Origin of the sequence: Mesorhizobium opportunistum WSM2075 (assembly GCF_000176035.2) — a bacterium.
GTDB lineage: Bacteria > Pseudomonadota > Alphaproteobacteria > Rhizobiales > Rhizobiaceae > Mesorhizobium > Mesorhizobium opportunistum.
Genome location: NC_015675.1, coordinates 4836635 through 4863526, shown reverse-complemented (window position 1 = coordinate 4863526; position 26892 = coordinate 4836635). Strand labels below are relative to the sequence as shown.

At 61.8% G+C, this 26892-nt stretch carries 26 protein-coding genes and 1 tRNA gene; 9 read left to right on the top strand and 18 right to left on the bottom strand.

Annotated elements, in window-relative coordinates:
• Positions 1-32 precede the first annotated feature (32 nt).
• Both MESOP_RS23470 and MESOP_RS36265 read left to right on the top strand, forming a co-directional pair.
• Positions 33-554 carry a hypothetical protein gene (locus MESOP_RS23470; protein ID WP_013895813.1) on the top strand — a complete coding sequence of 174 codons (522 nt, stop codon included), beginning with the start codon at positions 33-35 and terminating at the stop codon, positions 552-554.
• 85 nt (positions 555-639) lie between these two features.
• Positions 640-807: a hypothetical protein gene (locus MESOP_RS36265; protein WP_245264954.1), complete on the top strand. Its 168-nt coding sequence runs from the start codon at positions 640-642 to the stop codon at positions 805-807.
• A gap of 267 nt (positions 808-1074) precedes the next feature.
• Here the strand turns inward: MESOP_RS36265 and MESOP_RS35795 are convergent, their stop codons facing one another.
• From MESOP_RS35795 to MESOP_RS23430, 7 genes are all read right to left on the bottom strand, one after another.
• Positions 1075-2241: a hypothetical protein gene (locus MESOP_RS35795; protein ID WP_013895811.1), complete on the bottom strand. Its 1167-nt coding sequence runs from the start codon at positions 2239-2241 to the stop codon at positions 1075-1077.
• 140 nt (positions 2242-2381) lie between these two features.
• Complete coding sequence (locus tag MESOP_RS23455; protein WP_013895810.1) at positions 2382-6173, bottom strand: vitamin B12-dependent ribonucleotide reductase; 3792 nt, start codon at positions 6171-6173, stop codon at positions 2382-2384.
• Between the two features lie 685 nt (positions 6174-6858).
• Entirely contained in the window at positions 6859-7170 is a 312-nt protein-coding gene (locus MESOP_RS23450) for a PilZ domain-containing protein (protein ID WP_013895809.1), read from the bottom strand.
• A gap of 107 nt (positions 7171-7277) precedes the next feature.
• A complete protein-coding gene (locus MESOP_RS23445) occupies positions 7278-7766 on the bottom strand; it encodes an NUDIX hydrolase (protein WP_013895808.1) in 489 nt (162 codons plus the stop codon).
• Between the two features lie 211 nt (positions 7767-7977).
• Positions 7978-8478: a xanthine phosphoribosyltransferase gene (gpt, locus tag MESOP_RS23440; protein WP_013895807.1), complete on the bottom strand. Its 501-nt coding sequence runs from the start codon at positions 8476-8478 to the stop codon at positions 7978-7980.
• 116 nt (positions 8479-8594) lie between these two features.
• Positions 8595-9428, bottom strand: a complete 834-nt coding sequence (locus tag MESOP_RS23435; protein ID WP_013895806.1) for a universal stress protein — start codon at positions 9426-9428, stop codon at positions 8595-8597.
• A 138-nt stretch (positions 9429-9566) separates the two neighbouring features.
• On the bottom strand, positions 9567-10310 hold the full coding sequence (locus MESOP_RS23430; RefSeq protein ID WP_013895805.1) for a competence/damage-inducible protein A: 744 nt from the start codon (positions 10308-10310) through the stop codon (positions 9567-9569).
• A gap of 159 nt (positions 10311-10469) precedes the next feature.
• Between MESOP_RS23430 and MESOP_RS23425 the strand changes: the two genes are divergently transcribed.
• Positions 10470-11486 (top strand): alpha/beta fold hydrolase, encoded by a 1017-nt coding sequence (locus tag MESOP_RS23425; RefSeq protein WP_013895804.1) that lies wholly within the window; start codon positions 10470-10472, stop codon positions 11484-11486.
• 53 nt (positions 11487-11539) lie between these two features.
• Complete coding sequence (locus MESOP_RS23420; RefSeq protein WP_013895803.1) at positions 11540-11827, top strand: hypothetical protein; 288 nt, start codon at positions 11540-11542, stop codon at positions 11825-11827.
• 96 nt (positions 11828-11923) lie between these two features.
• On the opposite strand, the gene MESOP_RS23415 is transcribed toward MESOP_RS23420, so the two are convergent.
• From MESOP_RS23415 to MESOP_RS23400, 4 genes are all read right to left on the bottom strand, one after another.
• A complete protein-coding gene (locus MESOP_RS23415; protein ID WP_013895802.1) occupies positions 11924-12163 on the bottom strand; it encodes a DUF2188 domain-containing protein in 240 nt (79 codons plus the stop codon).
• 29 nt (positions 12164-12192) lie between these two features.
• The gene (locus MESOP_RS23410; RefSeq protein WP_013895801.1) at positions 12193-12471 is read right to left on the bottom strand and encodes a DUF982 domain-containing protein; all 279 of its coding nucleotides are present in this window, start codon (positions 12469-12471) and stop codon (positions 12193-12195) included.
• Positions 12472-12625: 154 nt separating this feature from the next.
• Complete coding sequence (locus MESOP_RS23405) at positions 12626-12943, bottom strand: SH3 domain-containing protein (protein ID WP_013895800.1); 318 nt, start codon at positions 12941-12943, stop codon at positions 12626-12628.
• Positions 12944-13072: 129 nt separating this feature from the next.
• Positions 13073-14176, bottom strand: coding sequence for an NADH:flavin oxidoreductase/NADH oxidase (locus MESOP_RS23400; protein WP_013895799.1), 1104 nt, complete (start codon positions 14174-14176; stop codon positions 13073-13075).
• Positions 14177-14335: 159 nt separating this feature from the next.
• Between MESOP_RS23400 and MESOP_RS23395 the strand changes: the two genes are divergently transcribed.
• Together MESOP_RS23395 and MESOP_RS35230 are read left to right on the top strand one after the other, a co-directional pair.
• On the top strand, positions 14336-14914 hold the full coding sequence (locus tag MESOP_RS23395; RefSeq protein ID WP_013895798.1) for an NUDIX domain-containing protein: 579 nt from the start codon (positions 14336-14338) through the stop codon (positions 14912-14914).
• 1128 nt (positions 14915-16042) lie between these two features.
• Complete coding sequence (locus MESOP_RS35230) at positions 16043-16342, top strand: hypothetical protein (RefSeq protein ID WP_150111226.1); 300 nt, start codon at positions 16043-16045, stop codon at positions 16340-16342.
• A gap of 726 nt (positions 16343-17068) precedes the next feature.
• On the opposite strand, the gene MESOP_RS23385 is transcribed toward MESOP_RS35230, so the two are convergent.
• The 3 genes from MESOP_RS23385 to MESOP_RS23375 all read right to left on the bottom strand — a co-directional run bounded on the left by MESOP_RS23385 (position 17069) and on the right by MESOP_RS23375 (position 19186).
• Entirely contained in the window at positions 17069-18043 is a 975-nt protein-coding gene (locus MESOP_RS23385) for an AlbA family DNA-binding domain-containing protein (RefSeq protein WP_013895796.1), read from the bottom strand.
• 109 nt (positions 18044-18152) lie between these two features.
• A tRNA-Leu gene (locus tag MESOP_RS23380) sits at positions 18153-18238 on the bottom strand.
• A 282-nt stretch (positions 18239-18520) separates the two neighbouring features.
• A complete protein-coding gene (locus MESOP_RS23375; protein ID WP_013895795.1) occupies positions 18521-19186 on the bottom strand; it encodes an outer membrane protein in 666 nt (221 codons plus the stop codon).
• Between the two features lie 259 nt (positions 19187-19445).
• Here MESOP_RS23375 and ade point away from each other — a divergent pair, with 259 nt between their 5' ends.
• Complete coding sequence (gene ade / locus MESOP_RS23370) at positions 19446-21263, top strand: adenine deaminase (protein ID WP_013895794.1); 1818 nt, start codon at positions 19446-19448, stop codon at positions 21261-21263.
• Between the two features lie 41 nt (positions 21264-21304).
• Here the strand turns inward: ade and MESOP_RS23365 are convergent, their stop codons facing one another.
• Complete coding sequence (locus MESOP_RS23365; RefSeq protein ID WP_013895793.1) at positions 21305-22465, bottom strand: alpha/beta hydrolase; 1161 nt, start codon at positions 22463-22465, stop codon at positions 21305-21307.
• A 144-nt stretch (positions 22466-22609) separates the two neighbouring features.
• Entirely contained in the window at positions 22610-23683 is a 1074-nt protein-coding gene (locus tag MESOP_RS23360; RefSeq protein ID WP_083833288.1) for an alpha/beta hydrolase, read from the bottom strand.
• 409 nt (positions 23684-24092) lie between these two features.
• Here MESOP_RS23360 and ilvA point away from each other — a divergent pair, with 409 nt between their 5' ends.
• Positions 24093-25349: a threonine ammonia-lyase IlvA gene (ilvA, locus tag MESOP_RS23355; RefSeq protein ID WP_013895791.1), complete on the top strand. Its 1257-nt coding sequence runs from the start codon at positions 24093-24095 to the stop codon at positions 25347-25349.
• The gene (locus MESOP_RS23350; RefSeq protein WP_013895790.1) at positions 25346-25900 is read left to right on the top strand and encodes a DUF1697 domain-containing protein; all 555 of its coding nucleotides are present in this window, start codon (positions 25346-25348) and stop codon (positions 25898-25900) included. The genes ilvA and MESOP_RS23350 overlap by 4 nt, the downstream gene beginning before the upstream one ends.
• Before the next feature lie 2 nt (positions 25901-25902).
• Here the strand turns inward: MESOP_RS23350 and MESOP_RS23345 are convergent, their stop codons facing one another.
• Both MESOP_RS23345 and gloA read right to left on the bottom strand, forming a co-directional pair.
• Complete coding sequence (locus MESOP_RS23345; RefSeq protein ID WP_013895789.1) at positions 25903-26196, bottom strand: DUF2218 domain-containing protein; 294 nt, start codon at positions 26194-26196, stop codon at positions 25903-25905.
• A gap of 141 nt (positions 26197-26337) precedes the next feature.
• A complete protein-coding gene (gene gloA / locus MESOP_RS23340; protein WP_013895788.1) occupies positions 26338-26778 on the bottom strand; it encodes a lactoylglutathione lyase in 441 nt (146 codons plus the stop codon).
• Positions 26779-26892: the final 114 nt, after the last annotated feature.

Below are 26892 nucleotides of genomic sequence, written 5' to 3'. Positions count from 1 at the left end.
CCGGCCGGGCAACGTTTTCCCAGAGACATTTGATGATCACTCGCAAATTGGCCTTCGTTTTGCTCGGCCTGCTCGGCCCGGTGCAGGCAGCGACCGCCAAGGAATGCCTGCTGAGCCATGCCACCTATCGCGAGCCGCGCTCGGGCGCGGTCATGCAATTCCGGCCGATCGACAACGAACCGGCGGCACTGACGGCGCAGGTGTTTTCGCTGACCGTACCCAACACCGGCACGAGCCTGCCGGCCGACATCACCTGGACCAATGGCAAGAATTCGTTTCCGCTCGGCACCATCCGCCATGCTTGCACCGATGACGACCGCGAGGCGGGCCTGCAGGACGGCAGTGGGCTGTGCAGGCTATGGGACGGCCAGGTCTATGCCTTGACCGGCGGCGGCGCCGAGCAGTTGAACGCGCGCGAAGCGACAGCGGCGCCGAAAGGGCTGCTTCTGCCCGATTTCGGCGTGGCTTTCACCGAATGGGCCGATTTCGCCAACGCCAATCCGGATGGCTCGGCCTGGGATGCCTTTGCTCTGACAGGTTGCAGCGATGAGTAGCGCCATAAGATCGATCGCCTGGGCCTGCGCCCTGTCTGCGTCCGCAACACTATCAGCCGTGGCGGACGAGCCGGCGCCGCCGCGAGTGCCGATCGACAAATGCGTCTGGGAAAGGCTGGCCGACAAGACAATCGGACTGGCCGCCTGGGCACAGCGCTGCGATTTCGGCTTCCGCCAGATCCATTTTAGCGATGACAATGCTCAATGGTCGTCCGCTACCGAGATCCTAATGCCAGAAGACAGTCTGCTCTGAACCCGTATAATCGCCCGGCAACCGACATCATGCGATGTGCTACTTGAACGAGCGCGACTATAATGGCTCAGCCGACGGCCGGGGAGTTGAAGCAGCTCGGTGTGCCTGTGCCGCATGGACGAACGATGCCGGGATGATCGGACCGCCTTCTGGAACTCCGCCCGTGGCCAGCTTCTGTACGAAAGGGTGTCATCCGCGAGCAGGGAGATCAGCTTGCAGCCAGGAGGCTCCGGGTGACAACACTGCTATATGTCTGACAGTTTTCGTCTATCCGTTGACGAAGTAGTACCCATTCATCCGCTTTTCCCTGATGTCGCGGAACGGGCTGTTCGAAGCCAAATGAGCATCGAACTCGGGATCGTGCATCCATGGTTCATCGATCAGGCACCAGTCCAGGTGCAGGAACTCGCCATCCTTCGAGACGACCACCCCGATGCCCCGCCTGGCCTTGCTCAGATACTTCGCGGCCGCCGTGAGGTTTTGGAGGCCAATTGTTCGGGCTTGCTCACCTTCCTGTCCGGTCGTGGGTTTGCCAGGAGGGAACGGTGCGAACATGAAGCTGCAATCAGTTTCAGGAAAATAGAATCTGTAGGGCTTTTCGAAATGCTCGTTTTTGGCCGCCCCGATCGACAAATCCAGTCTCTCCCTCGCCGCCCTCCAGGCAGACCTCGGCAACTTCGCAAACTCTAGGAGTATGCGGGCGTAATCGCCAGAGTGGTCCGGGTTCTGAATGTGGTCGGCGAGACGGTTCATGATCACCGACAGGTCTACGTGGTCAGCGTCATCGACAAGACGATCCAGGTGCTTGTGGGACGACGGGGTAGGAATGTTTTCATCGGACATGTAGGCAGCAAGGATGTCGCTCTCGACGACTGCCGTCTTGATGGCGCGGAGCTCCACCAGCGCCTTCTCGCGATACTGAAGATATCGCCGAACTTCGTCGGGGACGGCAAGCATCTTGACTACCAGGCTATAGTCGCTTCGCTCGAAGATGTGGATGAAGCCAGCAGTCTCGCTGTCGTGGTACTGGATGCGCCGGCATTCATCTGGCAACGACGGGCCAGCGGCGTAGAGAACAACCTTTTCAATGTGTCGGAGATCGCTGCCGCGAACGTCGTAGCGCTGACCGCGTCCGTTGGCGATCGAAATTGTTTCGTGCTCTTTGAGGAAACGGACGGAGTCCTTGACCTGACTAACTGCCTTTCGGCGGACCGCATCCTTAAACCAGCGTCCTTCGACTCCGGGATCGTCCGTCGGCTTCGCGCGCTCCTTCATCTGGATGACGAACGCAGTCTCACCGAGCCATACGAAGCTGTCGGCGAGCTCCAACTCCTGACCTGGCCGCGGCGAAAACTGGTTTTGGGAGAACGTGAACTCCTTCCAAAAGATGGAGCCGTTCAGTTGAGCGGTGAATTCTTCGAAGGTTATCGCCACGGCACGGCATCCAGGCGCCGAAGTGCCTGGATGATCAACATTAATGCCGGGTGAGCCAACTTCTAGTGTCGAACGAGCCATCTATCATGACGTTGAGCGAGATTCAGTGACGCATCAGGGTTTTAATGTCTCAAACTGTCTCAGCTGCACCCGCTCGTGGCGCCGCACGTATCGCACTTCTCGCAGGTCCCGTTGCGCACCATGGTGAAGTTCTGGCACTCGGAGCAGGAATTGCCGGTGTAGCCTTGGAGCAGGGACTTGGCACGGCGGTCGGCGGCGAGTTTCTTCGCCTCGGCCGCTTCGTTCGCTGCGGCGTCGGTGAACAGGGCCGCGGTGGCATCCGTGGAAGCGTTGGACGCCGCGTCGGCTGCCTCCTCGAACGCCATGTCTTCGGCCAACTCCTTGGCGCGATCCTCATAATCGCGCTTGTAGGCGATCGCCTCGTCGCTGGCCGGCTTCAGCGCCAGCACGTTGGAGCCGGAAAAGGCTGTCGGCGCCGAACGGGCAGGGGTGCCGGTGGAACCACCGGCAAAGCCCTTCGGATCGTTGCCGCTTGCCCTGGAAACCAGCTTCACCGGCGAACCGCGGGTCAGGCCCTTGGAAACGGCGTCGGTCTTGCCTTCGCTGATGTTGCGGCCAAGTGCGGTGTTGGAGAAGTCCGACTGGTCGACATGGGCGAGGTCGTTGCGGCCGAGATAGGAAATCGCAAGCTCGCGGAACACGTAATCGAGGATCGACGTCGCGCTCTTGATCGCATCATTGCCCTGCACCATGCCAGCCGGCTCGAACTTGGTGAAGGTGAAGGCGTGCACATATTCGTCGAGCGGCACGCCGTACTGCAGGCCGAGCGAGATGGCGATGGCGAAGTTGTTGAGAAGGCCACGCAGCGTGGCACCCTCCTTGTTCATGTCGATGAAGATCTCGCCGAGGCGGCCGTCATCATATTCGCCGGTGCGCAGGAAGATGGTGTTGCCACCGATCTTGGCCTTCTGTGTGTAGCCCTTGCGGCGGCCGGGCAGCTTTTCCTGCTCGCGCGACACACGCTCGATGATGCGCTCGACGATCCGCTCGGTGATCTGGGCAGCGCGGGCGGCGGCGGGTGCCTGGATCAACTGCTCGAGGGCCTCATCCTCGTCGTCCTCGACATCGGCGAGCAGCGAGGAGTTCAGCGGCTGCGACAGCTTCGAGCCGTCGCGGTAGAGCGCGTTGGCCTTCAGCGCCAGCTTCCACGACAGCATGTAGGCGCCCTTGGCGTCTTCCACCGTCGCGTCGTTCGGCATGTTGATGGTCTTGGAGATCGCGCCCGAGATGAAGGGCTGTGCCGCCGCCATCATCTGGATGTGGCTGTTGATCGAAAGCGAACGCTTGCCGATCTTGCCGCACGGGCTGGCGCAGTCGAACACCGGCAGGTGCTCGGCCTTGAGGAAGGGCGCGCCTTCCAGCGTCATGGCGCCGCAGACATGGATATTGGCGGCCTCGATGTCCTTCCTGGAGAAGCCGAGCGCCGGCAGCATCTCGAACGAGAAGTCGTTGAGCTGCTCGTCGGTGAAGCCAAACGTCTCCTTTACCCAGTCGGCGCCGAGCGTCCACTGGTTGAAGACGAACTTGATGTCGAAGGCCGACTTCAGCGCGGCATTGAGCGCCGCGATCTTGTCATCGGTGAAACCCTTTGCCTTGAGCGAGCCGGGATTGATGCCGGGCGCCTGGTTGAGGTTGCCATGGCCGACCGCATAGGCCTCGATCTCGGCGAGTTGGGCTTCGGAATAGCCGAGCGTGCGCAGCGCCTCCGGCACGGCGCGGTTGATGATCTTGAAGTAGCCGCCGCCGGCGAGCTTCTTGAACTTCACCAGGGCGAAATCGGGTTCGATGCCGGTGGTGTCGCAATCCATGACCAAGCCGATCGTGCCGGTCGGCGCGATGACGGTTGCCTGTGCGTTGCGGTAGCCATGCTCCTCGCCAAGCTCGATGGCGCGGTCCCAGGCGGCTTTCGCATGATCGGCCAGCGCTTGCTGCTTGAGGTCGGAGGCGACCAGAGGCACCGGATTGACGGCCAGCTTCTCATAGCCGTCCTTGTCGCCATAGGCGGCGCGGCGATGGTTGCGCATGACGCGCAGCATGTTCTGGGCGTTGCGGTCATAGTCCGCGAAGGCGCCGAGCTCGGAGGCCATTTCGGCCGAAGTGGCATAGGCGGTACCGGTCATGATCGCGGTGAGTGCGGCGCAGATCGCGCGGCCCTCGTCGGAATCATAGGGAATGCCCGAGGTCATCAGCAGGCCGCCGATATTGGCGTAGCCGAGGCCGAGCGTACGGTATTCGTAGGAGAGCTTGGCGATCTCCTTCGACGGGAACTGCGCCATCATCACCGAGATTTCGAGCACGATGGTCCACAGCCGGACCGTATGCTCATAGGCGGCGATATCGATCGTGCCGTCGGCGTTGCGGTAGGGCAAAAGGTTGATCGAGGCGAGGTTGCAGGCCGTGTCGTCCAGGAACATGTATTCCGAGCACGGGTTGGAGGCCCGGATCGCACCGGCCGACGCGCAGGTGTGCCAGTCGTTCATCGTCGTGTTGAAATGCAGGCCCGGATCGGCCGAAGCCCAGGCGGCGTAGCCTATCTTTTCCCAGAGGTCCCTGGCCTTCAGCGTCTTCAAGACCTTGCCGTCCTTGCGGGCGGTCAGGTGCCAGTCGCCATCCTGCTCGACAGCGCGCAGGAAATCGTCCTTCAGCGACACCGAATTGTTGGAGTTCTGGCCCGAGACCGTCAGGTAGGCGTCCGAATCCCAGTCGGTGTCGTAGGTCTTGAACGACATCGAGGTGTAGCCCTGCTTGGCGAACTGGATGACGCGGTAAATGTAGTTCTCCGGCACGGCCGACTTCTTGGCTGCCTTGATCTCTCGCTTCAGCGCGGTGTTGATGGCAGGATCGAAGCAGTCGTCGTCATGGCCTTCGCAGTTGACGCAGGCCTTCATGATCGCTTCGAGATGCTTCTTGACGATCTTGGAGCCGGTCACCAGCGAGGCGACCTTCTGCTCTTCATTGACCTTCCAGTCGATGAATTCCTCGATATCAGGGTGGTCGGCGTCGACAATGACCATTTTCGCCGCGCGCCGCGTCGTGCCGCCCGACTTGATGGCGCCCGCCGCGCGGTCGCCGATCTTGAGGAAGCTCATCAGGCCGGAGGAACGGCCGCCGCCAGACAGCTTTTCGCCTTCGCCGCGCAGAAACGAGAAGTTCGAGCCGGTGCCGGACCCGTATTTGAACAGGCGCGCTTCACGCACCCACAGATCCATGATGCCGCCCTCGTTGACGAGATCGTCCTGCACGCCCTGGATGAAGCAGGCATGCGGCTGCGGATGCTCGTAGGAGGACTTCGACTTGGTCAGCTTGCCGGTGAAGGGGTCGACATAGAAGTGGCCCTGGCTCGGACCGTCGATGCCGTAGGCCCAGTGCAGGCCGGTGTTGAACCATTGCGGCGAATTTGGCGCCACGCGCTGCGTGGCCAGCATGTAGGCAAGCTCGTCACGGAAGGCGAGCGCATCGTCCTCCGACTTGAAGTAGCCGCCCTTGTAGCCCCAATAGGTCCAGGTGCCGGCCAGCCGGTCGAAGACCTGGCGGGCGTCGATCTCGGAACCGTAGCGCTCGGCTTCCGGCAGTTTGGCAAGCTCGGCCTCGTCGGCAACGGAGCGCCACAGGAAGGAGGGGACGTCGTTCTCTTCGACCTTCTTCAGTCGCGCGGGGACACCGGCCTTGCGGAAATACTTCTGCGCCAGGATGTCGGCGGCAACCTGGGAGAACTGCGCCGGCACATCGATGTTGTCGAGACGGAACACCACCGAGCCATCCGGATTCTTGATCTCGGAAAGCGCCTTGCGGAATTCGATCTCCGCGTAAGCAGATTGTCCCGGCTTGGTGAAACGACGCTCGATGCGCATTGGTCCTGTCCCTTTTGTCTATATATAGCGCTTTCGTCAGGGGATTTCTGCCCCCAATGCGAAACACGCATGTCCGCCGTCTGCCGGCGTTCGAAAACGGCCGGCTCTCCATTTCGCGGTCTCCGTCGGTCCTTGCAGGTCAGGCTCCTTGCGAAGCGTATGTCTAGCGGACCGGCGGACCCTCGCGGGTCCCTCAAATCTGATTTTTTCGATTCCCTCACTCGAGGGAAATTCACACTATCTAGCGTCGAACCTACCTGCAAACACTAAATATAGTGTTAACAGACAATTTATTCCAGTCCGACAATTCTCCCTTTCGTCGCCCCGCCACCCACAATCCCAACGCTTCCGCCGGCCTCGTAAACAGGCGGAAATGCGGGCAAAACTCACATAATCCGGGAAAAAGACCGGGCTCAGAACTTTCCGGTCGCACTCTCAACAGGAGCACATGGCCTATAAAAGGCGACTCGTTTTGCGCCGTCAAGGATTCGTTTGCGTAGCTTTTGTGACCCCAACATCTTGTGTGTCACATATGTGGATAACGGGGACAGATTGACCCGCCGCGACCACTATTTTCCCGGCGGCGGGATACGCGCCGCCGATGGTCGGCGCGACGGCCGGCGAAAACGCTTCAGCCGGCAGCGAAAGTCGGCGGTCCGGCCCCCGGAAAGCAGCCCCCGGAAAATCAGCCGTAGTGCATCTTCGGCTTTGGCTCGATGCCGATGAATTTCACGCCAACCCGGTCATTGCGGCGCCAGCGAACCTCGCAGCGATAGGCGACGCCGTCGAGCGGCACATAGAGAAGGAAACGATCCGGAACCCGGGACTCGAGCGGTACTTTCAATTCGGCGCCGCCCGCGTGCTGATTGCGCAAGGTAACGACGACTTCCGAGTTTTGAATGCCGGTGATGACAGTTCCACCCTTGAGCACGCGCGGACGATGCTTGCGCTCCGGCTCGCCGGGATCTTGCTGAAGGTTGTCTACGGGATTCGTCATCGATCCAACGCCAGATTGATCAATTTGTAGCGGAGAAAAATTAGCAAACCATTCATGCCGCGCATCACAGGGTTGTGAATCGGCCATGATGCACGCGCAAGGGGTGGTTAGGAGAACCTGTGCGGGTCGGCGCAGAAATAGGCGATGATCTGGCAAAGGTCCGGTTCGTTGACCATGCGCACCGCTTCGCTGGAACTGACCCATTTGCGGGTACGGGCGCGCTTTTCCTTCCAGCGGTCGGCAATCTTTTCGACGTGCAGCGGAAACACCAGCACCTCGCAAGGCACTTCTTCACCAGAAGCCAGCACCTTGGCATAGAAGTAGCGGCCGGCTTCAAGGTGGGAGACGGTTCCGCGCAATCCGGCTTCCTCGCCGGCCTCGCGCGCCGCCGCCTCGCAGAGCGGCTCCCTGGCCTCCGGCCAGCCCTTCGGCAGCACCCAGCGGCCGGTGTCGCGGCTGGTGATCAGCATGATCTCGACACCGTTCCCGGTATCGCGCCAGGGCAGGGCGGCAACCTGCAGACGACACGGCGCTGTGCCGAAGAGTCGTCGGACCCTTTCGGCCAGATGGTTGTGCGTCGTTGGCCTCGTCAACATCGGAGAAGCTAGCCCCAGCCTCCAGAATCGTTTGCCGTCTCACGAATCTTACGGCGAATCGTAATCTATAAAAGTAAAAAACTTCATATAGGCCGGTAAAAATGCACCATAACGCGCCGATTTCACAAAATATTGTACCTTCAGCTGCCTATTTGGCAGCAAAAGGCACCCGCCGAACTCGTACCGAGTAGAACGAGGGTTGTTCTGCGAATCAGCCGGCGTGATCGTCGGCGATCGGCTTCTGATAGGTGAAGCCCATATCCCAGGGGAAATAGATCCAGGTGTCCTGGCTGACCTCGGTGACGAAAGTATCGACCAGCGGCCGGCCCTTGGGCTTGGCGTAGACGGTGGCGAAGTGGGCCTTCGGCATCATTGCCCGCACGATGCCGGCGGTCTTGCCGGTGTCGGTCAGGTCGTCGATGATCAGCACACCGACGCCATCGTCGGCCAGCAGCGCAGGCGTGACCTCCTTGAGCACCTGCAACTGCCCCTGGCTGGTGTAGTCGTGATAGGAGGCCACGCAGACCGTCTCGATGACGCGGATGCCGAGTTCGCGCGAGATGATCGCCGCGGGCACCAGTCCGCCCCGCGTGATGCAGACGATAGCCTTCCATTGACCCTTGTTGGTACCGGCAAGCCGCCAGGCAAGCGCGCGGGCGTCGCGGTGGAACTGGTCCCAGGAGACCGGGAAAGCTTTTTCGGGAAGGGACATGTCTCGCGCACTCCGCAGCACGCGAGGACCGCGTGCGAGAAAACAGGGGAATGCGCGCGGAATTAACTGGAAAACCTTGGGCTTGGCAAGGGCGGTCGGCAGTGATCGCTGTGGACTTATCGCGACAGGAAGGCCGCCACCTGCGTTGTGCGCAGCACCGTGCGCGTCACGCCGCCAAACAGGAGCTGGCGCAGCCACGAGTGGCTGTAGGCGCCGAGAACCAGAAGATCGGCGCCGGTCTCGGCGATCCTGTTCTGGATCATGTCGTCGACCGAGGTGCCGCCCGATTTCTGCACCGAGACGCTGACCGTGGCACCGTGGCGTGACAGCGCCGACGCGATCTCGGCACCGGCGGCTTCCGGGCTTTCGTCGAGCGTTTCGGGCGGATCGATGACCAGTATGTCGGTTTTCTCGGCCTCGATGATGAAGGGCAGGGCGTCGAAGGCGGCGCGCGCGGCCTCCTTGCTGCCGTTCCAGGCAAGCAGCACGTGCTTGAACGTGGTGACCAGCGGCCCTGCGTGCGGCACCACAAGCACAGGCCGGCCGGCATCATAGACCAGCGTGTCGACATCCGCGCCCGGATCGCCGCCGGTGTCGCGCTGGGCGGCAACAATAAGGTCGGCGGCGCGCACCGTCGAAATGCCGGTCAGCGCGCTGTCGCCGGAGAAGCTCTCCAGGCTGCGCCATTCGAAAGAGAGACCGGAATCCTCGATGCGCCTGAGGAAGATGGCCTGCAGCTTGTCGGCGCGCTCCCGGTTCATGTCGGCCGACACCTGTAGGAACTCGGTATCCGGAAAGCCGGTCGCCGATGTGTAGGGCACCGGAAGCGCCTCGGCATGGATGCCGACCAGATGGCTCTGGAAACGGCTGGAGAGCGGAATGGCGCAATCAAGCACGCGCTCGGCGTCTTGCTCGTTCTGCAGAATGGCAACGATGGTCTTGAAGCGCATGGTGATCCCCCAATCCGGCGAGCGTTCGATCTCGCGTGCAGGGAAACGCCGCGGTGCCTTGCTTGGTTCCGGCTGGAGCCAATTCCCTGGGGAATTGCGTCAAATGGGAATTGCGTCAAAACAAGGGGATAGAGCGGATCAGCCCGCCTTGGCGGCGAAACCCGCGACCATCGCCTCGACATCAGCCCGCGCGGCGTCAAGCGCGTCCTGGCTGCGGGCGCGCACGACCAGTTCGGTCCAGAACTTGCCGTCGCCATATTTCGGATAGGAGCCGATGATGGTGTCCGGATGCGCTTTTTGGATATCGCCCAGCGGTCCGCCGACAAGGCCTTCGCCAAACGGACAGTGCACGGTCGCCGACAGCATCTTCGTACCGGCTCTCAGCGTCGGCACGACATTGTCGAGCATGGCCTGGAAGATCGAGGGCACGCCGGCCATGACATGGACGTTGCCGATGCGGAAGCCGGGTGCCACGGACACCGGGTTGTCGATATGGTCGGCGCCGCGCGGCATTCTTGACATGCGCTTGCGTGCCTCGGTGTATTCGATGCCGCGCTCGGCATAGCTCGCTTCCAGCAGCGCATAGGCCTTGGCATCGTATTCGCAGGGCACGCCGAACGCCTTGGCAATCGAATCGGCGGTGATGTCGTCATGGGTCGGGCCGATGCCGCCGGTGGTGAACACATAGGTGTAGCGTGCGCGCACGGCATTCACCGCCGCGACGATCTCGTCTTCCTCGTCGGGAACGATGCGCACTTCCTTCAGGTCGATGCCGATAGCCGTCATGATGTCGGCGAGGTGGCCGATGTTCTTGTCCTTGGTGCGGCCGGACAGAATCTCATCGCCGATGACAAGCATGGCGGCGGTCACGATTTCAGGCATGGAAGGCTCCGGCAGGACGGGTCGCCTGAAATAGCGCGACGCGCGGCTGTCGGCAATGCCGGCCGAGCGGTAGTATCCGGCAATGTCCGGTTCGCTTCGATGCGAGGTTGCGGCGCGACCGGATGCAACTAAGCTGACCTCGTCTGATCCGGGTGAACGATGCTCCTGTCGATACTGTCGTGGCTGCTGGCCGTTCTGCTCCTGCTGGCGGTCCTCGCCATCGGCTGCCTTGTGCTGGCGACATTGTGGATCGCGGCCAAGGCCGAAAGGCTGGTGCCGCCGGTCGGAAAATTCATCGAGGTCGACGGCAACCGCATTCACTATGTCGATGTCGGCGATGGACAGCCGATCGTCTTCCTGCACGGGCTTGGAGCTCAACTCCACCACTTCCGCCACACGCTGTTCGCACATTTCGGCCCGGGCTACCGGCTGATCGCGCTCGATCGTCCGGGATCGGGCTATTCGGTTCGGGCGCGCGGCGCGACGGGCCGGTTGCCCGAACAGGCCGAGCTCGTGCGGCGTTTCATCGAAACGCTGAGATTGGAGAAGCCGCTGGTGGTGGGCCATTCGCTGGGCGGCGCCATCACGCTGACCCTGGCCGTGGAACATCCCGAGGCGATTTCGGGCATAGCCTTGCTGGCGCCGTTGACCCATATGCAAGCCGGCATGCGCGAGAAGTCCGGCTTGCTCAATATTCCGTCACCACTCCGGCGCTGGATCATGGCCTACACGGTCGCGATACCGACGAGCCTGCGGTATGCGCGGCCGACCATGGAATTCATCTTCGCACCGCAGGCTTTTCCAGCAGACTACATGGTCGACGGCGGCGGCTGGCTCGGGCTGCGGCCAGCCCATTTCCAGGCAACATCCGCCGATGTCGTGGCCATCGAACGCGATCTTGGCCGTATCGAGCAACGCTATGGTGAGATCGCCATGCCCGCCGGCATCCTTTTCGGCACCTCCGACCAGGTCATCGACATCGGCATCCATGGCGAGCCGATGCAAGGCAAGATCAAAGGGCTCGGCTTCGAACCCGTCGACGGCGTCGGCCACATGCCGCAGTTCGTCGAACCGGAACGGGTCGCGGCCTTCATCCAGCGCATGGCCGCTCACGCATTTTGTGATGCGACTTCACCGCCGCTTCACAAGGAATTCAAGGAACCATTCGGCCGATGACCGGTTTGCCAAGTGTCGCACGCAAAGCGACAAAGACGAAACGGAGTGATCCAATGTACAAGAAACTTCTCGCAGCATCCGTTCTGACGATCGGTCTCGCCACATCGGCGATGGCGCAGTCGTCGGACGGCACCTATTCCAACCATCAAGATTGGCTTCATCACAACTGGCTCTGGGGCAACGAGGATTCCTCGAGCGTTGACCGGACCACGACCGGAAGCATCAATGCGGACGGTTCCGGGCTGAACACCTACGGCAACACTGGACCCTGCGCCTTCAATACCCCTGGTCCAGATGCCAATGCCCAGGGCAACGTCAACGATCAGTACTGCGGCAAATAGCCAGCCGGGGCCCCGTGCTGGCCGCGGGACGTCTTTCTCTCCTGACGTCCGCGGCCGGCGCGCTCAGGCCCCATGATCAGGCTTTGGGCTGCGAAATCAGTCGGAGACCTCGGTCTGCGGCCGATCGCGGCCATCAGCCAGTTCCTCATGCCACTTGCCTTCGGCATCCTCATACTGGATGCCGTCAGTGGAGCCCGCCACCTGTTGCTCGGCTGAAGCGATTTCGGCTGCGCGCAGCGCGTCCTGGTGCGTGGGAAACGTCTCCGAGAAAGTGGCGCCGACCTTGTAGGCCCAGCCGCCGTCATGTTCGACGATCTTGTAAGTCAGCTTCGCCATGAAAACCTCCGGTTGAAAGGTCCGCCTGCTCAATGCAGCCGGTCGTCGGACAGTCTGTCGTCTGGCACCAGCACTTCCGATTCCCTTGCGGCCTCGATCAGTGCTCGACGCGCATCCGCTGTCGAACGATAACCTTCCAGCACTTTGAGGCAAGTGTCGAGGGCATCACGATGGCGCGGGCCGCGATTGAGCGGCCACACCGTCATCAGGCATTCCGCCGCCTCCTGGGCGCTGCGTATTTGCCGATATTTGCCGACATGGCCAAGCTCGACCACGACGGGCGTTTCAAAAGGTTTGTTGTCCATCATGGCCGCAACGCAAAGCAGCCAATTTGGTTGCAAAAATGGCCTTCAGCCTGCGCCCAAAAGTCGCTTGCGACGCGCTTCAGTCTTTGTCTGATGCCTGTCCCAAAATCACGTGTCCCAAAACCGGATCCAGTTTTGGGCGACATGCGCGGCCAGCTCAGTAGCCGCAATCGTTGCGCAGCCAGCGCGCGTTCGCCCAGCCGGTCGTGCCGCCGATTTCGACCTGGTACCAGTTGCCGCGCCGGTCGAAGATCTCGGTGTGATCGCCATTGAACAGCTGCCCGATCATCCGCGACGACGAGTTTGGCCGTGTCCGCACGGCGAGAAAACCGCTGCCGGTCGCCAGATTGTAGCGGCCGGAAAGGCCGTGCACCGTACCTTCGCAATATTGCGCGACGCTCGCCGTTGACGCGCCAAGCCAAAACCCGGCAGCAGCCACGAACGCTGCCGCCGGCAAGAATGCCCTCATTGACATGATGTCCTCCCAAGCCCGGCCGCGCCCGCCGCAGCCTCACCCAACGTAGCAGTTCACGGCCGGAATTGAAGCAGGCGAACTTTCCGGGACCGCAGGCAGGGGCGCGCCGGTTTCAGGAAAACGGGCCGATCAGCCCGCCGCCTTCATCCAGTGCTCCATCGTCGTCACCGAGCGGGCGAGCTGCGGCGCCGGATGGATCTTTTCGCTGAACGTGGCGGCCGCACGCCATCCCCAGCGCGGGTCGGCGAGGAAGGCACGCGCCAGCGCCACCATGTCGGCGCGGCCCTCGGCGACAATTGTCTCGGCCTGCTTCGGATCGTCGATCAGGCCGACCGCGCGGGTCGGGATACCGGCGCCCTTGCGCACAGCTTCCGCCAGGTGCACCTGGTAGCCGGGGCCGCTGGGCAATTTCTGCAATGGCGAATTGCCGCCGCTGGAGCAGCAGAGATAAGCGACACCCTCGGCCTTCAGGGCTTTCGCCACCTCGATCGCGTCCTCGACGTCGAAGCCGCCATCGACCCAGTCCTTCACCGACAGCCGTGTGCCGAGCATCAGCTTCGGCACCGCTCGCCTCACCGCCCTGGCGATTTCGACGACAAGACGCATCCGGTTTTCCAGCGAGCCGCCCCAGCGGTCCGTGCGCTGGTTGGACAGCGGCGACAGGAACTGGAAGATCAGGTAGCCATGCGCGGCATGCAGTTCGATGAAGTCGAAGCCGGCGCGTTCGGCCCGCCTCGCGGCCTCGGCGAACCGCTCGATGAGTTGCAGGATCTCCTCGTCCTCCAGGGCGTGCGGCACGTTCCAGCCGCTGTCGTAGGCGATGGCCGAGGCCGAGACGGTCTGCCAAGGATCCTCGTTTGGCTGCAGCGGGCCGCCGCCCTCCCAGGGCTTGCGGTTCGAGGCCTTGCGGCCGGCATGGGCAAGCTGCGTGCCGAATTTCGTGCCGGGTGCGGCCACTCGCCTGGCGGCGTCCAGCGTCCGCCGCGCGGCGGCTTCATTGTCTTCGGAATAGAGGCCAAGGCAGCCATGGGTGATGCGCCCGCGCCGCTCGACATCGGTCATCTCCACCGTGACCATGCCGGCGCCGGACATGGCAAGGTTCATCCAGTGGTAGAGGTGCCAGTCGCTGGCCGATCCGTCCTCGGCGGAATACTGGCACATCGGCGCCACGGCGATGCGGTTGGGGAAGGTCAGCCCGTCGAGCGTGATCGGCTGGAAAAGCGATGTCGTCATGAGGAAACTCCGGGGAGGGGGAATGCGCTATTTAGGGAGCGGACCTCTTCCATACCACACACGAGAGAGTGAAGCGCACTGGACCAATCGCTGGTCCGATCGCGCCGGAGCCGGTTCGCGGCTACGCCTGCGTCCGCCAAGCAAGCACCGAGGTATCCCATGGAAGATCGCGTTCGCATCCGCTCGGAAGAGGTTCTTTCCGACGACTGGGCGGTCCTGAAGAAGACCGTGCTCGACTATCGCCGGCGTGACGGCCAGTGGGAAACGCAGGTCCGCCAGACCTATGATCGCGGCGACGGCGCGGTGATTCTGCCCTATGATCCTCAGCGTTCGACCGTGCTCCTGGTGCGCCAGTTCCGCTATCCGGCCTATGTCACCGGCCATCGCGAACCGCTGATCGAGGCCTGCGCCGGCCTGCTCGACGAAAACGATCCCGAGACCGCCATCCGCAAGGAGGCCGAGGAAGAGCTCGGTTACCGGCTGAAGGATATCGAGCGGCTGTTTTCGCCATATATGAGCCCCGGCAGCGTCACCGAGCGGCTCTGGTTCTTCATCGCCCGCTATTCACCCGCCGACCGCATCTCGGCCGGCGGCGGCACGGCCGAAGAAGGCGAGGACATCGAAGTCCTGGAAATGCCGCTGGACGAGGCGCTGGCCGGCATTGCCGATGGCCGCATTATCGATGCCAAGACGATTATTTTGGTTCAGCATTTGAAGCTGAACCCGATCAAGGCTTGACGACACTACATCATCGGGCCCTCTGCCCGCTCTGGAGAGTTTTCCGCGCGCCAGCGTCGTTTTTCGGGGACCAGGCGCTAGCCACACAACGTGACACCGTACCGAGAAATCCCTGCACGAATTCGAAGATCGTCACAACCGCCAATGCGACCTAGCACGACGATGAACTCTGGCTGGAGGTCGAATATCTGGGCGATGCTTCGTTACCGCAGGGCTCATTCGTCAGCGACACCAAGGCATCGCCATTGACCACAGCCGCCGCGCAGACCTCAAGTTCGGAAACCCGGGGTGGCTCGACGGCATCGTTCAAGCTGAACGTTTCGTTCACGCCGCAGCAAGAAGGCTGGATCCTAAAGCGTGTCGCGATTAATCGGAGGCCGGCAAGGCATCGGCAACGCTCTATGTCGACCCGAAGGTGACGCTGACCTAAGCGGCCTTCGGCGGGTACTCGAAGAGCGCTTCAGTCCTCGCGCTCTTGTACTGGTCAAGGCCGGCCCAGATGCCCAATTGGCGACGGGTGCTGCTCGCGCCGAAAGCTGCATTCCGCTCTTTCCGTTCGTAAGATCGAAATTGATCGACTGGTGCACGAAGCCTTGAGGCGGAGCAAACCTGATGATTGTCCCGCCGTTGTCGATGAACAATCGCATTTGCGCGTCCTGTTGAAACGCGTTCCCCGGCGCGGTTTCGGGGCCAGGCCGCTCTTCGAGGAGCCATTTCGTGCCATAGGAGATACAACGATCTGTAGACGAGCCTTCGTACCAAGTCAGGGGAGTCTTGAATTCAGGGCTGGCGAGAATGCCATACAGTGGGTCCCCATCACCGCCGGCGCCGAGCATCGACGCCAGTGAGCTGCTGGAGCCAGAGTTGAGCGCGAACCGAAACAGTTCCCCTGGCACAAGATCTTTGGCGCTCTTGTGGGTGAGACCCAGAAGGCTTTGCATGTCGCTATTCCTTTTTCCTGACCACCAGGGAAGCCCTGATCCTGGACACGCCCTCGGCCCGCTGCGCTGGGCTAAATGCGCTTTCGGAGAAGCAGCCACGGCAAAAAGTGCCGTCGAGCTCGTGCAGGTGCGTTCCCTCGTAGAGGCCTTGTCCCATCTGCACAGGTCGACCGCATAGGTCGCAATCGTGCATTACTTTATCGCCGATGATCTCGCGGAACACCATTGGGGGCAGACCCTGTCTCTAACCGAACTCGATCGAGATCAAGTTCTCGCCCCTCGTTTTGAAGCGATTGAAGGTGAGCGGCTGACCATGGTCGCATGTGCCGAAAATCACTTCAGCGTCATCGGGCAACTCGGCGATCGCGTTCCTTACGTCCCCGACTGTCAGCGGCCCGCCGCCGCCAGATCTCGTGCCGCCCGAGACGACATGCTCTCGATTAAAGTTCCGGCTTCAGCCATAACAAGCCCTCCCAGGATCTCCTGATTCGGATGTTCGCGTGGATAGCAGCAGAGCGCAAGCCGAGCTTCCCTAAAGGCATCTGTTAAACCTAAATCGTCTCGGGGACAGCTGCGCTTTCCCATGGAAGCCTGGATTGGCAATAGCCTCGGCGGCGATCCCATCGATGAGAGCTAACCGCGGTTATCCGGAAGATCTTTTTGCTGGCGCCGGTGGACGATGCCGAAGGAGCTATCTTTTGGCACCCACCTTCAGTGTAATGTTGTGGTGTTTCTCAATGTATTTCGTGACCACTCTCGGGTCTCCCGGCGTTGATAACGTAAATACTGCTCTGGGGCGGATTCGAATATATCTTGTAAGTCTCTCTGCCTTTTTCATCAAAAAGCGGACTGCTTACAAACCACCCAGCACCTCTCATCGTGACGTGGATTTGAGCTGCTTTGAGCCGATATTGTGTACCTCTGTGGATTCTCGTGGAAATGCGGCGCGAGGTCCAATTGGTTGATATAGTTAACAGTATCGGCCAATTCGTAAAGGTATTTCGGAGTTTTGTTTCGGATGCAACTTAGGGTGCATCTGGGGACGTTAATGGCCAGAAGCTTCTGTGGATAGCCCGCGATCTGGCGGAACGTCTCACCGAAACCGCATCGGCCTGCCATCACAAGGTCATTGACGACCGCAAAGCCGCTGGTTGAAAAGCTGCAAGTTTGCAGGATTGGTCCGCTGCCTCACGGTGGCGGGCTCTTTAGAACCTCAACGGGGCCATCGAAGCGGAAAGAGCGGAAATTCCATGTGCTGTTCACGTGCCACGACATCACGAGCGGTCAAGAGGTAATCGAATTCGAGCCGCGCCATATGTGGCTCCGCGCCCCCTACGGTCACGGCCTCCTGTTTGTCGTCGATTTTAGCGACAAATCTCCATGTTGCGATTTGCCTGGCAGTGCCAGGATGAATGACGAACTCTGAGTTTCCATGCGCCGTGGTTCGGCCTCCATCGCGTAACAGGGCCGTGTCAAGAACTTGACCGTACCAATCGTACTTTGAACCCTGACTGTTCCATACTGTGAGCGATGGGAAAAACGCGGTAACTCGCGACGTATTTTCGAGAAATACGCTTACCTCAAAAGTCCATTCGCTGCCGGCCACCATCCTCCGAGTGAAATTTAGGCGCAGCTCCAATGAAGGAACCGCGACGCGCCTAAAGGCGTCTTCGATGTCATAGTGCTCCATCGCATAGCTTCCGGAGCCAGAGCGCTTAAAATACTGTTTTAGATCGGTGGCTTCGCTGCGATGCGGTCGGCGCTCGGAACGAGGCACATCTACAATTACATAGCCGAGGCTCTGATTCTCCTCGGACGCAAATGCTTCGACGCGGATGCCGTCATTTTTTGGCTGCAAAAGATCACCCACGGCCGAACTCACCGCACTGAGTGCGGTCTTCCAATTGGGCAGCGGTTCAAGGTCACAGGCACAATCGACCCCGTCGGTATTCTTGCGGCATTCGACTCCAATGACCAGAACACCGCCAGCGGAGTTGCTAAAGGCCGAGAGGGCTTTGGCTAAACTGCTTCTTCCATCCTTGGTAAGTTGGCCTTGCGGGGTAAATGCCGCGCCTTGCTTGGCGACAGCAGGCGCTTTGAAATCCAGTCTCAGGCCCTCTTGCGTTTCAAGCAGAATTGCCTCGCGCAGGAACGCCTCTTTGCCAGAAATGATGTCGTCAAATTCCATTGCTTAGCCCTCTTCCTCTATCGTCGGCTTCCCCTACGGCTACCCACTTAGAATCTTTCTGGGTAGCCAGCAGCGCCTCGATCGACAAAATCTCTCTTTAATTTCAGGGTGGTGCGGACGACGGGAATCGAACCCGTACGATCAGAGATCGAGGGATTTTAAGTCCCTTGCGTCTACCAATTCCGCCACGTCCGCAGGCCTGCCCTTTTCAGACGCCAGGCACAGGCCGTCAAGTCGTGTTCTTGGGCTGTCTGAACGCGCAACCCAGAGGAGGGCGCGCGGCGATACTGGTGCGATCGCGGAATAATCCTCGCCGGAGGCTGTGGTAACATTGGCGCGGCGGATTTGATCCGCCATGGCCGGCGCCTCTCAGGCCCAACCCATTCCCCCGCCCCCTGCGGGCGTCGGCCGCCCCCCATCCGCAGGATCGATCCACAAGCCAAGGCCTTGTCGACAGTGTGACGCTGTTGGCGATGTTCAGAACTTGTAGCTCAGATTGACGCCGACGGTGTTCAGCTTCGTATCTTGGTCGCGGTCGGCGAAGCCGTTGGATCCATCAAAGTGCTCCGAGCCGAAATCGTAGTAGCGATACTGCGCGCCGACGACGAACTTGTCGGTCAGCGCATAGTCGACGCCGGCGCCCACGGTCCAGCCGACATTCGTACGTGTTTCGGAGAAGGCGGCGCCCGCGGATTGCGAGGTTTCGATACCGGCGAAGGCGACGCCACCTATGCCATAGACCAGCACGCGGTCCACGGCATAGCCGGCCTTGGCATTGACCGACCCGAACCACTTGACGTCGGTGCCGAGCGTGTTTCCCGCGCCTAGGTCGGCCGTCCCGTCGACGGAGGAATAGTTGAGGTCGGCCTCGGCGCCGATCACCGCCTGGTCGAATTGCCACAGCCCGGCGACGTGCCCGCCGACGAAGCCGCCACCGATATCGGGCGAGACGGAAAACGGTCCGCCGCCGGTTCCGGAGATATCGGATTGGCCCCAGCCATAACCCGCCTGCATACCGGCATAGTAGCCGGTCCAGTCGAAGCCGGGCGCGGTCATCGGCACATCGACCGTCGGGTCGGCTGCCAAAGCCGGCACGGACAGGGCTGCAAGAAGACCGGCACTTGCGACGATCAGGCGGTACATCGAACTCCCCGGACCAAGAGCCAGAAAAATCCTTGCGGGCAACGTAACCTGATTTGCCGCAAAACGGAATCAGATTTCCGATAGCGGCCTATGCCGCCTGCCGCGCCGGTGCGGTGGCAAGCCTGGCGGCGTTGCCGTCACAGCGTCGGTAAAGGCCGAATAGGCTTTGCGAGGGCTGGGCAGGCCTCACCCTATCCGCCGTTTGGCGCTGGTCAAAACCAGGCGGGCTTGGCACAGTCGCGCAAACAGGAGTTCCTTCATGGCAAAGAAGCCGGCGGCGCAAGCGACGAAACCCAGGCCATGGACCGAGATGGCGACCCATCTCGTCGACGTCGCCATGGGTCGCAAGCCCGCCGATCTCGTCATCCGCAACGGCCGCTGGGTGAATGTTCACTCCGGCGAGATCATCGCCGGCACCGACATCGCCATTGCCGGCGGCCGCTTCGCCTATTGCGGACCGAATGCCAGCCACGCGATCGGCCAGGGCACCAAGGTGGTCGACGCCGGCGGGCGCTATCTGGTGCCCGGCCTTTGCGATGCGCATATGCATGTCGAGAGCGGCATGGTGACGGTGACCGAGTTCTGCCGCGCCGTCATCCCGCACGGCACCACCTCGATGTTCATCGACCCGCACGAGATCGCCAATGTGCTGGGCCTGCCCGGCGTGCGGCTGATGCATGACGAGGCGGTGGCGATGCCTATCAACGTGCATGTCCAGATGCCGTCCTGCGTGCCCTCGGCGCCGGGGCTCGAACATGCCGGCGCCGAACTGACGGTCGCCGATGTGGCGGAGGCGATGAGCTGGGAAAACATCATCGGGCTCGGCGAAGTGATGAATTTCCCTGGTGTGGCGGCCAACGATCCGGTGATGTCGGGCGAGATCGCCGCGACGGTGAAGGCGGGCAAGACGGTGGGCGGGCATTATGCCTCGCGCGATCTCGGCCTGCCGTTCCACGGCTATGTCGCCGGCGGCCCGGAGGACGATCATGAGGGCACGCGCGCCGAGGACGCCATCGCCCGCGTGCGCCAGGGCATGAAGGCGATGCTGCGGCTGGGCTCGGCCTGGTACGATGTCGCCTCGCAGATCAAGGCAGTGACGGAAGGCGGCATCGACCCGCGCAATTTCATTCTATGCACGGACGACAGCCATTCCGGCACGCTGGTCCACGAAGGCCACATGGACCGGGTGGTGCGCCACGCCATCAGCCAAGGGCTGAAGCCGGTGACGGCGATCCAGATGGCGACGATCAACACCGCCCAGCATTTCAGGCTGGAGCGCGAGATCGGTTCGATCGCGCCGGGGCGATTGGGTGACCTGCTGATCGTCTCCGATCTCGCCGCGATGACCATCGACGAGGTCTATGCGCGCGGCGTCAGGCTGGCCAAGGGCGGCAAGCTCGACATCGATATTCCGGCCTATGACTATCCGAAGACGGCGAAGAACACCGTCAAGTTGGGCAAGAAGCTGAAGGCCGGCGATTTCGACATTACGGCGCCCAAGGGCGCCAACGAGGTGCGGGTGCGGGTCATCGGCGTCATCGAGAACCAGGCGCCGACGCGGGCGCTGGAGGCGGATCTTGCCGTGGAGGACGGGCTGGTCGCCATGGATCGCCGCAACGACATCTGCCAGATCGCGCTGGTCGAGCGGCACAGGGGCACCGGCGGCGTCACCAACGCCTTCGTCTCCGGTTTCGGCTATATGGGTGACTGCGCCCTGGCTTCCAGCGTGGCGCATGACGCCCACCACATCATCTGCGTCGGCACCAACAAGCAGGACATGGCGCTGGCGGTCAACCGGCTGGGCGAGGTCGGAGGCGGGGTCGTGCTGTTCTCCAAGGGCAAGGAACTGGCGCTGGTCGAAATGCCGATTGCCGGCCTGATGTCGGACGAGCGGGCCGAGATCGTCGCCGCCAAGGCGGACAAGCTGACCGAGGCGATGCGCAAGATGGGCTGTTCCCTGAACAACGCCTACATGCAGCACTCGCTGCTGGCGCTGGTCGTCATTCCGGAGCTCAGGATCTCCGACGTCGGCCTGATCGACGTCACGACGTTCCAGAAGGTCGATCTGTTCGTTTAATGCTGACGATACTCAGGTGACGTAGGCCTATCAGGGGTTGCTCAGCCACCGGTGGCGATCGTCAGCACCTTGAACGGCGTGGTGATGACGATCTCGGCGACCGAGCCGACGGCCTTGCCGAGGCCCTGGCCGAGATTGTTGAGCTGCGTCGGGTCGGGTTCGTCCGACGCCAGGCCGGCCGGCGCCCGCAACCGGTCTCCGAGCAACTGCACCAGGATTGGATTGTCGGCGAATTTCGCATGGTTGAGGCCACCGTCGCCGCCCTTGGTCTTGGTCAGGTCGGCCACTAACACGCCATAGCTGGCGAGATCGGCCGCATCGCCATAATCGCCGACACGCGGTTTGTCGCCGGAGATAAGGGAGGACAATTTGAGTGCCCGGTCATCGCCTGAAAGCAGCACGGCGAACGGCTTGTCGGGCTTGCCATAGCGGATCATCTGCTTCTTGAACACGTCGACATCGATGTCCGGGGAGGCGAGGATGACGTAACCGAGCTTGCCACCGAGATCGCGGTCGCCGGTGATGGCGAGCTGGCGCAGCGCCTCCATCGTCAACCAGGTGCCCATCGAATGCGCGATGATGTCGATACTCTTTACCCGCGTCTTGGCGAGCATCCTGAGCGTCGCCTCGAGATCGTCACGGGCGGCGGTGGAACTGTCCTTGTCGTAGATATAGCCCGTGGTCTTGGCGCTCGACGCCCAGGAAAACAGCACCGGCGTGCCCGGATATTTCGTGTCATGGGCGATTTGCGTCAGCCGGTAGATGCCGTCGTCGAAGCCATTGTTGAAGCCGTGCACGAAGACCAGCGCACGGTCGCCGCGCATCGCGATGTCGGCGCCGACCGCCTTGGCGAATTGCGGTGCGCCTTCATAGTAGGTGACGTCCTTGGCGGTGAAATCCTTGGCTGGATTGCTGTTGGCGGATCCCTTGGCCCGCTCGATGGCGCCGACCTGATGACTCCTCGGAACGGTAACGTCGACGCGGGCGTAGCTGGTGGTCAGGGAACGGTCGCCGTCGAACACCTGCCGCGGATCCTTCGTTGCCCTCTGGCGCGTCGTCGCAACGAAAATCTCATGTGTAGCCGCGATGTCCGAAGCTGGCGCGGCGACGGTGGTCTTGTTGAGGAGGTCATGCGTAGGGCCGGCGCAGCCGCCGATGGCGAGCACAAATGCGACGAGCAAACCCTTCAAACGCACAGTCACACGTTGGCTCCCGCAGCGGGGGACGTCAAACGCATGACGTCGCTGACTATTCCGATAAGGCCAGTGACCGGCGCGGTCCAGTTCAAAGTGGATTGACGGCTCGGCAATGGTGAGCGGGCACGGCGCAATCCGCTGCGCCCGCATCTATTGTCCGAGCAGGCTGATGCGGTCGGTCACGTCGCGGTCGCTGGCAAAGCCGTCATCCTCGCGCAGCCGCTGGCCGATCATCTTCACCAGGGCCGGATTGTCGGCGAATTTCGTATGGTTGAAGCTGTCGCTGCCCTTGACCTTGGAGAGATCGACCACCGTCACGCCATAGGTGGCAAGATCGGCGGCATCCTTGTAGTCGCCGACGCGCGGCCGCGAACCGGCGATCAGGCCGGAGAGCCTGAGCGCCCGGTCGTCGTCCGATAACAGCAGGATGAACGGCTTGTCCGGCTTGCCGTAGCGGCGCATCTGGCTCTTGAACACGTCGACGTCGATGTCGGGCGAGGCAAGCACCACGTCGCCGAGCTTGCCGCCGAGGTCGCGGTCGCCGCTGATGGCCATCTGGCGCAGCGTTTCCATGGTCACCCAGGTTCCCATCGAATGCGCTACAATGTCGATACGCCGCGCGCCGGACTGCTGCAGCATGCGCAAGGTCACTTCGAGCTGGTCGCGAGCGGCACTGGCACTTTCCTTGTCGTAGACATAGTCGGTGGTCTTGGCGCCCGAGGCCCAGGAGAACAGCACGGGTGTGCCAGGATAACCGGAATCGTGGACGATCTGGGTCAGGCGGTAGACGGCATCGTCGAAGCCGGTGTTGTAGCCATGGACGAAGACCATGACGCGGCCGCCGCGCGCGGCGATGTCGGCGTTGAGCGCACTGGAGAATTTCGGCTGGGTGTCGTAGCCGACGACCTCGGAGGCCATGAAATACTTGGCCGGATCGTTCGATTTGCCACGCGAGCGCCGCTCGATCTGGCCGGTCTGGTGGACGCCTGGCACGGTGACGTTGACGCGTGCGTAGTTCAGCGTCGCCGAGCGTTCGCCATCGAAGACCTTGTTTGGATCGTCGGAATGCTTGCGCGTCGTGGCGATGAAGATCGAATGGTTGCCGGCGATTTCCGTCACCGGTACGGCCATGACCGCGCTACCGAGCAGTTCCTCGGTTTGCCGGCCGCCGCAGCCCGCAACCAGCAAGGCAAGCGCAAGAATGCAAATCGTCTTCAAATGCACGTCAAAATTCCACGTCAAATTCCACCCGGGCCCAAACAAGGGCCGTCCACCCTCCGCGATATCTCCCCAGCAGGCCAAAGTGCGGCGGAAGTAAGTCGTGTCCAGCCGAAATCTCATCGGCGCCCGGCGATGGCCATCCTACTGTTGCGCGAAAGCCAAACGACGGCAGGAGGGCTGGAACGCCGCGGAAGGCCAGCACCCCAGGGCTCGGCCGGATGCCGCGAGCGACACCGACGATGCGCGCTCACACCGTTTGCAGAGGACATCAACAAACGCCTTCAAGTGACTGCAATTATGACAGGAACATGTTGCAGTTGGCGCGACGCCAATCGGACAATGGTCTTGCCCTGCCGGATGTGCAATAGGGTTGGGTCTAACTCGCCTGCGGGCGGTCCAGGATGATCTTGCCATGACCAGCTTTTCCTCGCGCGTCGCCACCGCTGCTGCCGCGATCCGTCAGATTTTTCCGGAGACGCCGCTGCAGGAGAATGACTATCTGTCGAAAAAGACCGGGGCGCGGGTGCTGCTGAAGCGCGAGGATCTGAGCCCCGTTCGGTCCTACAAGATCCGTGGCGCTTTCAACTTCTTCCGCAAGGCGCTTGCCGCCGGCAACCAGGCCGAACTGTTCGTCTGCGCTTCCGCGGGCAACCATGCGCAGGGCTTCGCGTTCGTCTGCCGCCATTTCGGCAGGAAGGGCGTGGTGTTCATGCCGGTGACCACGCCGCAGCAGAAGATCGACAAGACCAGGCTGTTCGGCGGCGACTTCGTCGAGATCAGGCTGGTCGGCGACTTCTTCGACGACTGCTATCGCGCCGCCTTCGAATTCACTGAAAGCTCCGGCGCCCACATGGTGCCGCCCTTCGATCACAAGGACATCATCGAGGGACAGGCGACGGTCGCCTATGAGATCGCGGACCAGATGCCGGGCGCGCGCATGCCCGACATCGTCATGCTGCCGGTCGGCGGCGGAGGCCTGGCTGCCGGGGTGACGCACTACTTCGCCGATCAGGGCCGGGAGGCGCGTTTCGTCTTCTGCGAGCCGGCCGGGGCGCCGAGCCTGCGCGAGAGCCTTGCGGCGGGAAAGCGGCTGAAGCTCGCCAAGGTCGACAATTTCGTCGACGGTGCCGCGGTCGCCGAGATCGGCCGCGAACCGCTGCGGCATCTCAGGGAGTTCGCCGCCGACACGGTGCGGCTCATCCCGGAAAACCGGCTCTGCGCCACCATGATCGAGATGCTCAATGTCGAAGGCGTCGTGCTGGAGCCGGCCGGCGCGCTGGCGATCGATGCGCTGAAGGATTTTTCCAGGAAGGAGATCCGGGGCAAGACCATTGTCGCCGTGGTCTCCGGCGGCAATTTCGATTTCGAGCGGCTGCCCGATGTCAAGGAGCGGGCGCTGCGCTTCGAGGGCCTGAAGAAATACTTCATCATCCGCTTTCCGCAGCGGCCGGGCGCGCTGCGCGACTTCCTCGAAATGCTTGGGCCCGACGACGACATCGCGCGCTTTGAATATCTGAAGAAGTCGGCGCGCAATTTCGGCTCGGTTCTGATCGGCATCGAAACCAAGGATCGCCGTAATTTCGATCTGCTGAAGGCGAATTTCGAGGCTGAAGGCGTCCAGTATCAGGATATCACCGACAACGAGACGTTGGCGGGGTTCATCATATGAGCGCAAAAACCTTCATCGCCCTGTTTTCCGGGATCAATGTCGGCGGCAACCGCATCGTCAAGATGGCGGAGCTGCGGGCGTTCTTCGAGGATCTCGGCTTTTCCGAAGTCGCCACCTATGTGCAGAGCGGCAATGCCGTGTTCCGGGCCAGGAAGGGCGATGCCGCCACGCTGACAAAGCAGATCGAGGCGGCCTTCGAGAAGAAATGGGGTTTTCATTCGCGCATCATGGTGCGCGATCTCTCCTGGTTCGAACGGCTGGTGAACGAAAATCCCTATCCGGAAGCGGCCGCCGACCATACCAAGCTCCACGCCTATGCACTGGAGCGTGAGCCGACCGCCGAAGAGGTGGCGCGGCTCGCCGAAAAGTGCACCGGCCCCGAGCGCTTCGAAATCAAGGGAGACGTGCTCTACCTCAGCGCGCCGGACGGGCTCGGCAAATCAGTATTTGCCAACCTCATTCCGCGCGTTCTGAAGGTGCCTTGCACGGCGCGCAACTGGCGCTCGGTGCTGGCGTTGCTGGAAATGGCCGGTAAGGCCGGCAAGAACTAGGACTACGCCGCCGGAGCCCGCTTCCAGTCGAAACTCAACTCTTCGCGGAAGGCAAAGCGCTTGATATGATCGGCAACAACGCTTTCCAGGCGCTCGAGCGAGCCTGCTTCGTCAGTCGATACCGCGATGTGCAGCGCACTTGCATCGGCATCCATTGTGGTGCGGCCGAGCGAGAGATCGATCGTGCCATGGGTGGGATCGAACTCGACCGGGAATTTGTGCGCCCAGTGCTTGCACAATTGCTGCAAATAGCGGCTGGCATGTTCGGTGGCGACGTCGGCATGGCTGGACGGCATGACTGAATTCTCCGCGGGCGGACGCCCATTGGCATGACAAGGCGCCGGCGGTTCAAAGCCGGCGCGACATCGGACAGATAGGCGCTGTGTTGCCGAACGCCAAAGGCCGCCGGGCAATATTCGCCCGGCATGGATGGAAGCTTACCAGCTTCCGGTGTTCGCCATCGAAGCCCAGGGCTCGGCCTTGGCCTTGGCCGGACCTTTCTGCAAAAGCTCGATGGAGATGCCGTCGGGTGACCTGACGAAGGCCATGTTGCCGTCACGCGGCGGCCGGTTGATGGTGACGCCGCTGTCCATCAGCCGCTGGCAGGTGGCATAGATGTCGTCGACCTCATAGGCGAGGTGGCCAAAATTGCGCCCGCCCTTGTAGTCTTCCGAATCCCAATTGTAGGTGAGTTCGACCAGCGGTGCCTTCTCGTTGATGCCGCTTTGCTCGTCTTCCGGCGCGGCGAGGAAGATCAGCGTGTAGCGGCCCTGCTCGTTTTCATAGCGGCGCACTTCCTTCAGGCCGAGCTTGTTGCAATAGAAATCGAGCGAGGCATCGACATCGGCGATGCGGACCATGGTGTGCAGATAGCGCATGTGTTTTCCTCGATTTGTTGGGTTGCGGCGCAACATAGGGTCGGGTCGCTCAAAGGGCAATCGTCGGGCCGCGGGGATGCCGGCAAAGAACAAATACGGTATTCCCGCAATGAA

What these genes read in the sequence shown, in the direction of transcription:
- MESOP_RS23470 (WP_013895813.1), top strand. Translation starts at nt 33, where the DNA reads ATGATCACTCGCAAATTGGCCTTCGTTTTGCTCGGCCTGCTCGGCCCG.
- MESOP_RS23455 (WP_013895810.1), bottom strand. Translation starts at nt 6,173, where the DNA reads ATGCGCATCGAGCGTCGTTTCACCAAGCCGGGACAATCTGCTTACGCG.
- MESOP_RS23450 (WP_013895809.1), bottom strand. Translation starts at nt 7,170, where the DNA reads ATGACGAATCCCGTAGACAACCTTCAGCAAGATCCCGGCGAGCCGGAG.
- MESOP_RS23445 (WP_013895808.1), bottom strand. Translation starts at nt 7,766, where the DNA reads ATGTTGACGAGGCCAACGACGCACAACCATCTGGCCGAAAGGGTCCGA.
- gpt (WP_013895807.1), bottom strand. Translation starts at nt 8,478, where the DNA reads ATGTCCCTTCCCGAAAAAGCTTTCCCGGTCTCCTGGGACCAGTTCCAC.
- MESOP_RS23435 (WP_013895806.1), bottom strand. Translation starts at nt 9,428, where the DNA reads ATGCGCTTCAAGACCATCGTTGCCATTCTGCAGAACGAGCAAGACGCC.
- MESOP_RS23430 (WP_013895805.1), bottom strand. Translation starts at nt 10,310, where the DNA reads ATGCCTGAAATCGTGACCGCCGCCATGCTTGTCATCGGCGATGAGATT.
- MESOP_RS23425 (WP_013895804.1), top strand. Translation starts at nt 10,470, where the DNA reads ATGCTCCTGTCGATACTGTCGTGGCTGCTGGCCGTTCTGCTCCTGCTG.
- MESOP_RS23420 (WP_013895803.1), top strand. Translation starts at nt 11,540, where the DNA reads ATGTACAAGAAACTTCTCGCAGCATCCGTTCTGACGATCGGTCTCGCC.
- MESOP_RS23415 (WP_013895802.1), bottom strand. Translation starts at nt 12,163, where the DNA reads ATGGCGAAGCTGACTTACAAGATCGTCGAACATGACGGCGGCTGGGCC.
- MESOP_RS23410 (WP_013895801.1), bottom strand. Translation starts at nt 12,471, where the DNA reads ATGATGGACAACAAACCTTTTGAAACGCCCGTCGTGGTCGAGCTTGGC.
- MESOP_RS23405 (WP_013895800.1), bottom strand. Translation starts at nt 12,943, where the DNA reads ATGTCAATGAGGGCATTCTTGCCGGCGGCAGCGTTCGTGGCTGCTGCC.
- MESOP_RS23400 (WP_013895799.1), bottom strand. Translation starts at nt 14,176, where the DNA reads ATGACGACATCGCTTTTCCAGCCGATCACGCTCGACGGGCTGACCTTC.
- MESOP_RS23395 (WP_013895798.1), top strand. Translation starts at nt 14,336, where the DNA reads ATGGAAGATCGCGTTCGCATCCGCTCGGAAGAGGTTCTTTCCGACGAC.
- MESOP_RS23385 (WP_013895796.1), bottom strand. Translation starts at nt 18,043, where the DNA reads ATGGAATTTGACGACATCATTTCTGGCAAAGAGGCGTTCCTGCGCGAG.
- MESOP_RS23375 (WP_013895795.1), bottom strand. Translation starts at nt 19,186, where the DNA reads ATGTACCGCCTGATCGTCGCAAGTGCCGGTCTTCTTGCAGCCCTGTCC.
- ade (WP_013895794.1), top strand. Translation starts at nt 19,446, where the DNA reads ATGGCAAAGAAGCCGGCGGCGCAAGCGACGAAACCCAGGCCATGGACC.
- ilvA (WP_013895791.1), top strand. Translation starts at nt 24,093, where the DNA reads ATGACCAGCTTTTCCTCGCGCGTCGCCACCGCTGCTGCCGCGATCCGT.
- MESOP_RS23350 (WP_013895790.1), top strand. Translation starts at nt 25,346, where the DNA reads ATGAGCGCAAAAACCTTCATCGCCCTGTTTTCCGGGATCAATGTCGGC.
- MESOP_RS23345 (WP_013895789.1), bottom strand. Translation starts at nt 26,196, where the DNA reads ATGCCGTCCAGCCATGCCGACGTCGCCACCGAACATGCCAGCCGCTAT.
- gloA (WP_013895788.1), bottom strand. Translation starts at nt 26,778, where the DNA reads ATGCGCTATCTGCACACCATGGTCCGCATCGCCGATGTCGATGCCTCG.